Source organism: Allobosea sp. GW822-FHT05A11 (assembly GCF_058800455.1).
In genome coordinates, this window is the sequence record NZ_JBXAMI010000006.1 from 475,889 (window position 1) to 483,115 (window position 7,227).

General features: G+C 65.0%; 6 protein-coding genes. 1 reads left to right on the forward strand and 5 read right to left on the reverse strand.

The window, feature by feature from the left end:
* Positions 1–69: 69 nt before the first annotated feature.
* The 5 genes from trpS to hslV form a co-directional block, all read right to left on the reverse strand.
* A complete protein-coding gene (trpS, locus tag AC1RLU_RS22025) occupies positions 70–1,119 on the reverse strand; it encodes a tryptophan--tRNA ligase (protein WP_492798203.1) in 1,050 nt (349 codons plus the stop codon).
* 46 nt (positions 1,120–1,165) lie between these two features.
* A complete protein-coding gene (gene murJ / locus AC1RLU_RS22030; RefSeq protein ID WP_492798204.1) occupies positions 1,166–2,737 on the reverse strand; it encodes a murein biosynthesis integral membrane protein MurJ in 1,572 nt (523 codons plus the stop codon).
* Entirely contained in the window at positions 2,737–4,047 is a 1,311-nt protein-coding gene (hslU, locus tag AC1RLU_RS22035; protein WP_142114176.1) for an ATP-dependent protease ATPase subunit HslU, read from the reverse strand. The genes murJ and hslU overlap by 1 nt, the downstream gene beginning before the upstream one ends.
* Before the next feature lie 175 nt (positions 4,048–4,222).
* The gene (locus AC1RLU_RS22040) at positions 4,223–5,242 is read right to left on the reverse strand and encodes a hypothetical protein (RefSeq protein WP_492798207.1); all 1,020 of its coding nucleotides are present in this window, start codon (positions 5,240–5,242) and stop codon (positions 4,223–4,225) included.
* Positions 5,239–5,808 (reverse strand): ATP-dependent protease subunit HslV, encoded by a 570-nt coding sequence (gene hslV, locus AC1RLU_RS22045; RefSeq protein WP_492798209.1) that lies wholly within the window; start codon positions 5,806–5,808, stop codon positions 5,239–5,241. The genes AC1RLU_RS22040 and hslV overlap by 4 nt, the downstream gene beginning before the upstream one ends.
* Positions 5,809–6,172: 364 nt before the next feature.
* Between hslV and AC1RLU_RS22050 the strand changes: the two genes are divergently transcribed.
* The coding region (locus AC1RLU_RS22050) for a HAMP domain-containing protein (protein ID WP_492798210.1) at positions 6,173–7,227 on the forward strand (1,055 nt) is incomplete at its 3' end.

Genomic DNA, 7,227 nt, shown 5'->3' on the forward strand with positions numbered 1-7,227 from the left:
TGTCCTGCCGCCGCTTCAGGGACGAGCATGGTGGCCTGTGCCGGCACCCCGGCGCAAGTCCACCTAGCGTCACCGGCTCCGGACGAAGCCGACGATGTCCTTGACCTCGCGCATGATCGGCGCGGCGATCGCTTCGGCCCGATCGGCGCCCGCGCCGAGGATGTCGTCGATATGCTTCGGCTCCGCCAGCAGGCGGCGCATCTCGCCGGCGATGGGCGCGAGCTTCTCGACCGCGAGATCGACCAGCGCCGCCTTGAAGCCGGAGAACTGACCGCCGCCGAACTGCGTGAGAACCGCCTGCTTCGACGTGCCGGAGAGCCCGGCATAGATGCCGACGAGATTCTCGGCCTCCGGCCGGCCTTCCATCCCCTTCTCCTCGGAGGGAAGCGCCTCGGGATCGGTCTTGGCCTTGCGGATTTTCTGGGCGATCGCCTCGGCATCATCGGTCAGGTTGATGCGCGAATAATCGGAAGCGTCCGATTTCGACATCTTCTTGGTGCCGTCGCGCAGGCTCATCACGCGCTGGGCGGGGCCCATGATCATCGGCTCGGGCAGCGGGAAGAAGCCGAGCTCGCCGGTGCCGAGACCGCGCTCCGCGATCTGCGGCCCGAAATCATTGTTGAATTTCTGGGCGATGTCGCGGGTCAGCTCGAGATGCTGCTTCTGGTCCTCACCGACCGGGACATGCGTCGCCTTGTAGAGCAGGATGTCGGCCGCCATCAGGCTCGGATAGGCGTAGAGGCCGAGAGAAGCGTTCTCGCGATCCTTGCCGGCCTTCTCCTTGAACTGGGTCATGCGGTTCATCCAGCCGAGCCGGGCGATGCAATTGCAGATCCAGGCAAGCTCGGCATGGCCGGGCACCTGGCTCTGGTTGAAGATGATGCTGCGCTTGGGATCGATGCCGGCCGCGATATAGGCGGCCGTGACTTCGCGGATGGCACGCTTCAGGTCGGCCGGGTCCTGCCACATCGTGATCGCATGCATGTCGACGACGCAAAACACGCAATCATGCGTCTTCTGCATCGCGACCCAATTGGTCAGCGCGCCCAGATAATTGCCGAGATGCAGCGTCGAGGTCGGCTGCATGCCTGAGAATACGCGCTGATGAAAACCCGACATGGGGCACTCCGTCGTCACGATGGAGAAGGGAAGCGGCGCTTCTGGCTCAACCCCGCCGCTTGCGCAAGGGGAGAGCACCGAAAGCCCCGAGCATCAGGCCCGCCGCGCCATAGGACGCCAGCCCGCCGAGGCAGAGCAGACCAAGCCCCCCGACCCGATGCAGCGCCAGCTGATCGAAGGCCAGGAGCGGCGCCAGCAGCCTGAGCAACAGCTCCAATACGGCGAGCATGATCGCGCTGGCACCGAGGCTGGCGGCGATCGGCCGCAAGCTGCCGATGCTCGGGCGCCAGATTCCGTCCCGCAACAACGCTCCGCCGAGCAGGCAGGCCTGCGCCACGAAGGCGCATGTCGCTGCGAGCGCAGCCATTTCCGCCGCATTGCCCTGATCTGCCAGGCTGAACCCGACGAAGGCGGCGACGAGCACTGCGACGCCGCCGGAGATCAGCGGCAGGCGCGGCGCCCGGCGCGCGAAATAGACCTGGCCGAAAACCTTGGCGGCGATGGCGAAGGGCAGGCCGTAACCGAACATGGCCAGCGCCGCCGCCGTGCGGGCGCGATCGCCGGCGTCGAAGCGGCCATACTCGAACAGCGCCGAGACAATCGGCTCGGCCAGGGCGACGAGCGCCGTCGCGGCGGGCAGGGCCAGCGCGAGGCCCAGCGCCAGAGCCTGCCCGAGCATGGCGTCGGGACCCTCGCGATTCGCTGCCAGCGCCATGTCGGAGAGCACGACGGTGCCCATCGCGACCCCGACGAAGCCGAGCGGCAATTGGAAGACGCGGTCGGCATAGTAGAGCGCGGCGACGGCGCCCGGCCCGGTCGAGGCGATCTGCGTCGCGACCAGCAGGACAAGCTGGGCGGCGGAAGCAGCGAGCAAGGTCGCGCCGCCGGTGCGAACGAGCCGCGTCATGTCCGGCGACCAGCGCAGGCTCGGGCGCGGCAGGCCGGGGCCACGCAGCGCCGCGAGGATCATGACGAGATGGGCGAGGCCGGTCAGGCTGGTGCAGAGCGCGAGCCAGCGCGCCCCCGCTTCCGGCTGCGTCTCGCTGGCGTGCAGCAGCAACAGGACGACGAGCAGGATCGCGTTCATCAGCGCCGGCGCCAGGGCCGCGACGGTGAAGCGCTTCTCGGCATTGAGCAGTGCTGCCAGCATGGCGGCCAGCGTCGTCAGGAATAGGAAAGGCAGCATCAGCCGGGTGTAGGACGCCGCCAGAGCCAGGGTTTCAGGCGCCTCGGCGAAGCCGCCGGCCAGGCCCAGCACGAGCCAGGGCGCGAAAAGCTCACCCAACCCGACGAGCACCAGCAACAAGAACCCGATCTGCGCAGCGGCCTCGCCGGCGAAGTCGCGCGCCGCCGCCTCGCCGCGCTCGCCCTTGATCGCCAGATAGAGCGGCACGAAGGGCGCATTGAGCCCGCCCTCGCCGAGCACACGCCGGACGAGATTGGGCAGGCGCAAGGCCGCGAGGAAAGCATCCGCGACCGGCCCGCCTCCGAGCAGGCGGGCGATCAGCACGTCGCGCGCGAAGCCGAGCAGGCGCGATGCGACCGTGGCCGCCCCGACGACGGCAGAATCGCGCGCGAGACGGGAGGATTCCGGCGCTGATACCGCCGGTTTCTCCATCAGAGGATGAACCGGCTCAGGTCGGCATTCTTGGCAAGGTCGCCGATGCGGGCCTCGACATAGGCCGCATCGATCGTCACGGCTTCGCCCGAGCGGTCCGGTGCCGTGAACGAGATCTCGTCCAGAATGCGCTCGATCACGGTCTGGAGCCGGCGGGCGCCAATGTTCTCGACCGTGGAATTCACCTCGACGGCGATGCGGGCGATGGCGTCGATCGCGTCGGGCGTGAAGGTAACGGAGACCTCCTCTGTCGCCATCAGCGCAACGGATTGCTTGATCAGGCTTGCTTCCGTGTCGGTCAGGATGCGCTTGAAATCCTCGATGTCGAGCGGATTGAGTTCGACGCGGATCGGCAGGCGGCCCTGCAGTTCCGGCAGCAGGTCGGAGGGGCGCGAGACGTGGAAGGCGCCGGATGCGATGAAGAGGATGTGGTCGCTCTTCACCGCGCCGTGCTTGGTCGCGACGGTGGTGCCCTCGATCAGCGGCAGCAGGTCGCGCTGCACGCCCTCGCGGGAGACGTCTGCGCCGCCCTTGCCCTCGCGGGCGCAGATCTTGTCGATCTCGTCGAGGAAGACGATGCCGTTCTCCTCGACCTCACGGATCGCCGCCTGGATGATCGCATCCTGGTCGATCAGCTTGTCGCTCTCCTCGGCGAGCAGCGGCTGGTAGGCGTCCTTGACCAGGACGCGCTTGGGCTTGCCCTTCTGGCCAAAAGCCTTGCCGAGCATGTCGGAGAGGTTGATCGCGCCGATCGAGGCGCCAGGCATGCCGGGGACCTCGAACATCGGCGCGGAGGCTCCGGCGCCGGCCGCGACCTCGACCTCGATCTCCTTGTCGTCGAGCTCGTTGGCGCGCAGCTTGCGGCGGAAGGAATCGCGCGTCGCCTGGCTGGCATTGGCGCCCACCAGCGCATCGAGCACGCGCTCCTCGGCCGCGACATGGGCCTTGGCCTGGACATCCTTGCGCCGGCTGTCGCGCACCAGCGCGATCGCGACCTCCAGCAGGTCGCGCACGATCGATTCGACGTCGCGGCCGACATAGCCGACCTCGGTGAACTTGGTCGCCTCGACCTTGAGGAAGGGCGCGTTGGCAAGCTTGGCGAGGCGCCGGGCGATCTCGGTCTTGCCGCAACCGGTCGGCCCGATCATCAGGATGTTCTTCGGCGAGACCTCCTCGCGCAGCGGCCCTTCGAGCTGCTGGCGGCGCCAGCGGTTGCGCAGGGCGATGGCGACGGCGCGCTTGGCGTCCCTCTGGCCGACGATGAAACGGTCGAGCTCCGAGACGATCTCACGAGGGGAAAAGCTGGTCACTGCTGGTACTCGCTATTGGGCTTCATCGTCTTACTGGGAAATCGGACGGCTTCGCTCCCGCTCGCCTTTGCGATGAAACGATCGAGCTCGGGAACGATCTCGCGGGGGGAATAAAGAAGTCATCATGGGAACCATGAAGCGGTGCAGGAGAGATGTCCGTGAATCGGTTTGGCCGTCACGGGCAGGCTCTCGTCTTCTCAGGTTGTATCGGCGACAATTTATCAGCCAAGCGTCCCAATGGCAGACGCGGGACTACCGCGAGGCGCAAGGGTCGCCAGCAAACCGCGGAGCCCAAGATTCCGAGCGCTGCCAAAAGCAACCACAACAAGGGGCTCAATTGCCCAGAATCAGCACTTCGCCAAGCTGAGTAAGCGACTGATAGCCCTGAAGAAAGAATGGTTGCGCTGAACAGAATATTCCGCTCCAGAACCAAGCCAATGACGCCAAACAGGAGCAGAAGTATAGATAAGCCGATCATGTGCACGCTTGTGGCGGGTTCCGATTCCAAGCTCCCCAGAATCGCTTGTGAGCCAGCGACGCCGGCAAGCAGATACAGCCAATAAGCAACATCGCTTCGCCGCGTTGCACGGGACGGATCCGTGAGATCGTATCTGACGGCCAAGGCCACCATCACGAGACCAAAAGAGAGAGTAATTGGTAAGGCCCAGCGGTTGGCGGCTTCGGTCGACTGGTAGAACAAGAGGCTGAATGCGCCAATGAAGAATAGCGCAGACGCGACCGAGACAGCGAGCGGCACCCTAAAGCGCCAGTAGTAAAGGCCTACGAAAAAAGCCGCAAAGATCAAGCTGCCGCCGGTCCTAAGCGCTTGATGCGAATTGAGCGAAGCGGTTAGCGCGGTGGGCTCTTGGGCGATTTGTCTCACCAAGGGGTCTAAAAGCCCGCTGCTTGCGAAAAATGCTCCAGCGGAAAAACCGATGAGAAGCACGATGCTCGGCAAGGCCAGTCGAAAGGGGCGGCTGACGAGCTCGGCGCACAGCCATGTAAAAAACATGACACTCAAACCACCGATCACCAGGCCGAAAACCAGCACAGATTTTCCAAATGCAAAGAGGGCCGCCGCTGAAGCAAGCGAGCCAAGCCACATCCGTATTCCGCCATTTTGCTGGAACTTGGCGTCAGCCACTTGGCGCTCGCGTGCAGCTTTATCCAGCTCTCGAAAAAATTCTGCGCTCACACCGCCTCCAGCGTCTCGATGACGAGCGAATGGTTGGTGTAGACGCAGATGTCGCCGGCGATCTTCATCGCCTTGCGCACGATCGCCTCGGCATCGGGCTCGACATCGATCAGGGCGCGGGCCGCCGAGAGGGCGTAATTGCCGCCCGAACCGATCGCCATCACCGCGCCGTGCTCGCTCGCCTCAGGTTCGAGCACGTCGCCGGTGCCGGAGATCAGGAGCGAGACCTCCTTGTCGGCGACAAGCAGCATCGCCTCCAGCCGGCGCAGATAGCGGTCCGTGCGCCAGTCCTTGGCGAGTTCGACGCAGGCGCGCAGCAACTGGGTGGGATATTGCTCGAGCTTCTTCTCCAGGCGCTCGAACAGGGTGAAGGCGTCGGCGGTGGCGCCGGCGAAGCCGGCGATCACCTCGCCCTTGGCGAGGCGGCGGACCTTGCGGGCATTGCCCTTCATGATGGTCTGGCCGAGCGAAACCTGGCCATCGCCGCCGATGACGACGCGCCCGCCCTTGCGCACCATCAGGATGGTGGTGGCGTGCATGACGGGGACATTGCTGTTTTCGGACATGAGATGGCTAACCGGGGATCGAGACGGGGCGGCGGGTCACGCCAAACATGTTCAGGCGGGGCGGCTCTATCAAGAGGCAGGCCGCTAGACCACCCCGACAGGCCGTTTGGCGGAAGGCGGACTCTTCCCTTGAGTCAGGATACTCTCTCAAAGACAAGCCAGAGCTTTCGATATGGCCGGAAAGCCCTGCCAAGGATCAGTTCGATCCTGCTGCGGGCGAGTCCTTTCGCTGCGTTTAAGCATCGGCAGAAAAACAGAGAATATTCACCCCCTTAAGCTTTTAAGCAGTTTTTTATCATTAACGCCCAAAGGTCAGAATTTAGAGCGGCTTCCAATGTCGGGGAGCCGCCTCGGGGCGCCATTCATGAAATCAATCCGCCTGAAAATCCTTGCCATGCTGGCCATCGTCGCCGGCGGCGCCATCCTGTCGGCGATCATCAGTCTCTACGGCCTGCACAAGGCCGACGACCTGAATACACGCGCCGATCTCCAGGCCAATGTCGCGCTGCTCACCCAGCGCATCAACGGCGTGGTCACTGCGGTGGTGATGGATTCACGCGGCGTCTACATGGCAAAGACGAGCAAGGAGGCCGAGCCTTTCGCCAAGGGCATCGAGGATCGCTTCCCGACGCTGCGCAGGTTCTCCGCCGATCTGCAGAAGGTCGCACCGCCGGAAGAACGCGCTGTCGTCGACCAGATCGCCAAGGCGGTCGAGGAGTTCATCACCTTCCGGGCCGAGACCGCCCGGCTGGGCCGCGAGGTTTCGCCTGCGGCGGCCAACGAGCAGGGCAACAACGAAGCCAACCGCACCAACCGCAAGGCCCTGAACGACCTGCTGATCAATTTCAGCCAGCGCGTCGAGAAGGCCAGCATCGCGGTCGGCGACGAGGCGACTGCCTTCACCCGGCAGGTCCAATGGCTGATGCCGGTCGTGCTGCTGATGACGCTGCTGGTTTCGGTCGGTGTCGCGCTCATTTTTGCCCAGCGTTCGATCACCCGCCCGATCCTGGATCTCAGCCGGGTCATGGAGAAGCTGACCGCCGGCGATACCCGCATCGACGTGCCTCATGCCCAGCGCGAGGACGAGATCGGCACGATGGCGCGCGCCGTATCCGTGCTGCGCCAGAGCACCGAGCAGGTCGCCCTGCTACAGGAACAGGAACGGGCCGCCGCAGCCACGCGCCTCGCCAGGGCGCAATCGATGGAAGCGGTGGTCTCGGATGTCGGCGAGGTCGTTGCTGCGGCCGCAGCCGGCGATTTCTCGGCGCGCCTGCAGATCGAGGATGCCGACGAGCAGATGCAGCGGCTGGTGGCCGGCATCAACGAGATCAACGCGGTTGTTGACGGTGCGACGACGGAGTTCGCCGGTGCGCTGTCTGCGATCGCTGGCGGGGACCTGACGAACCGGGTCGAGACGGC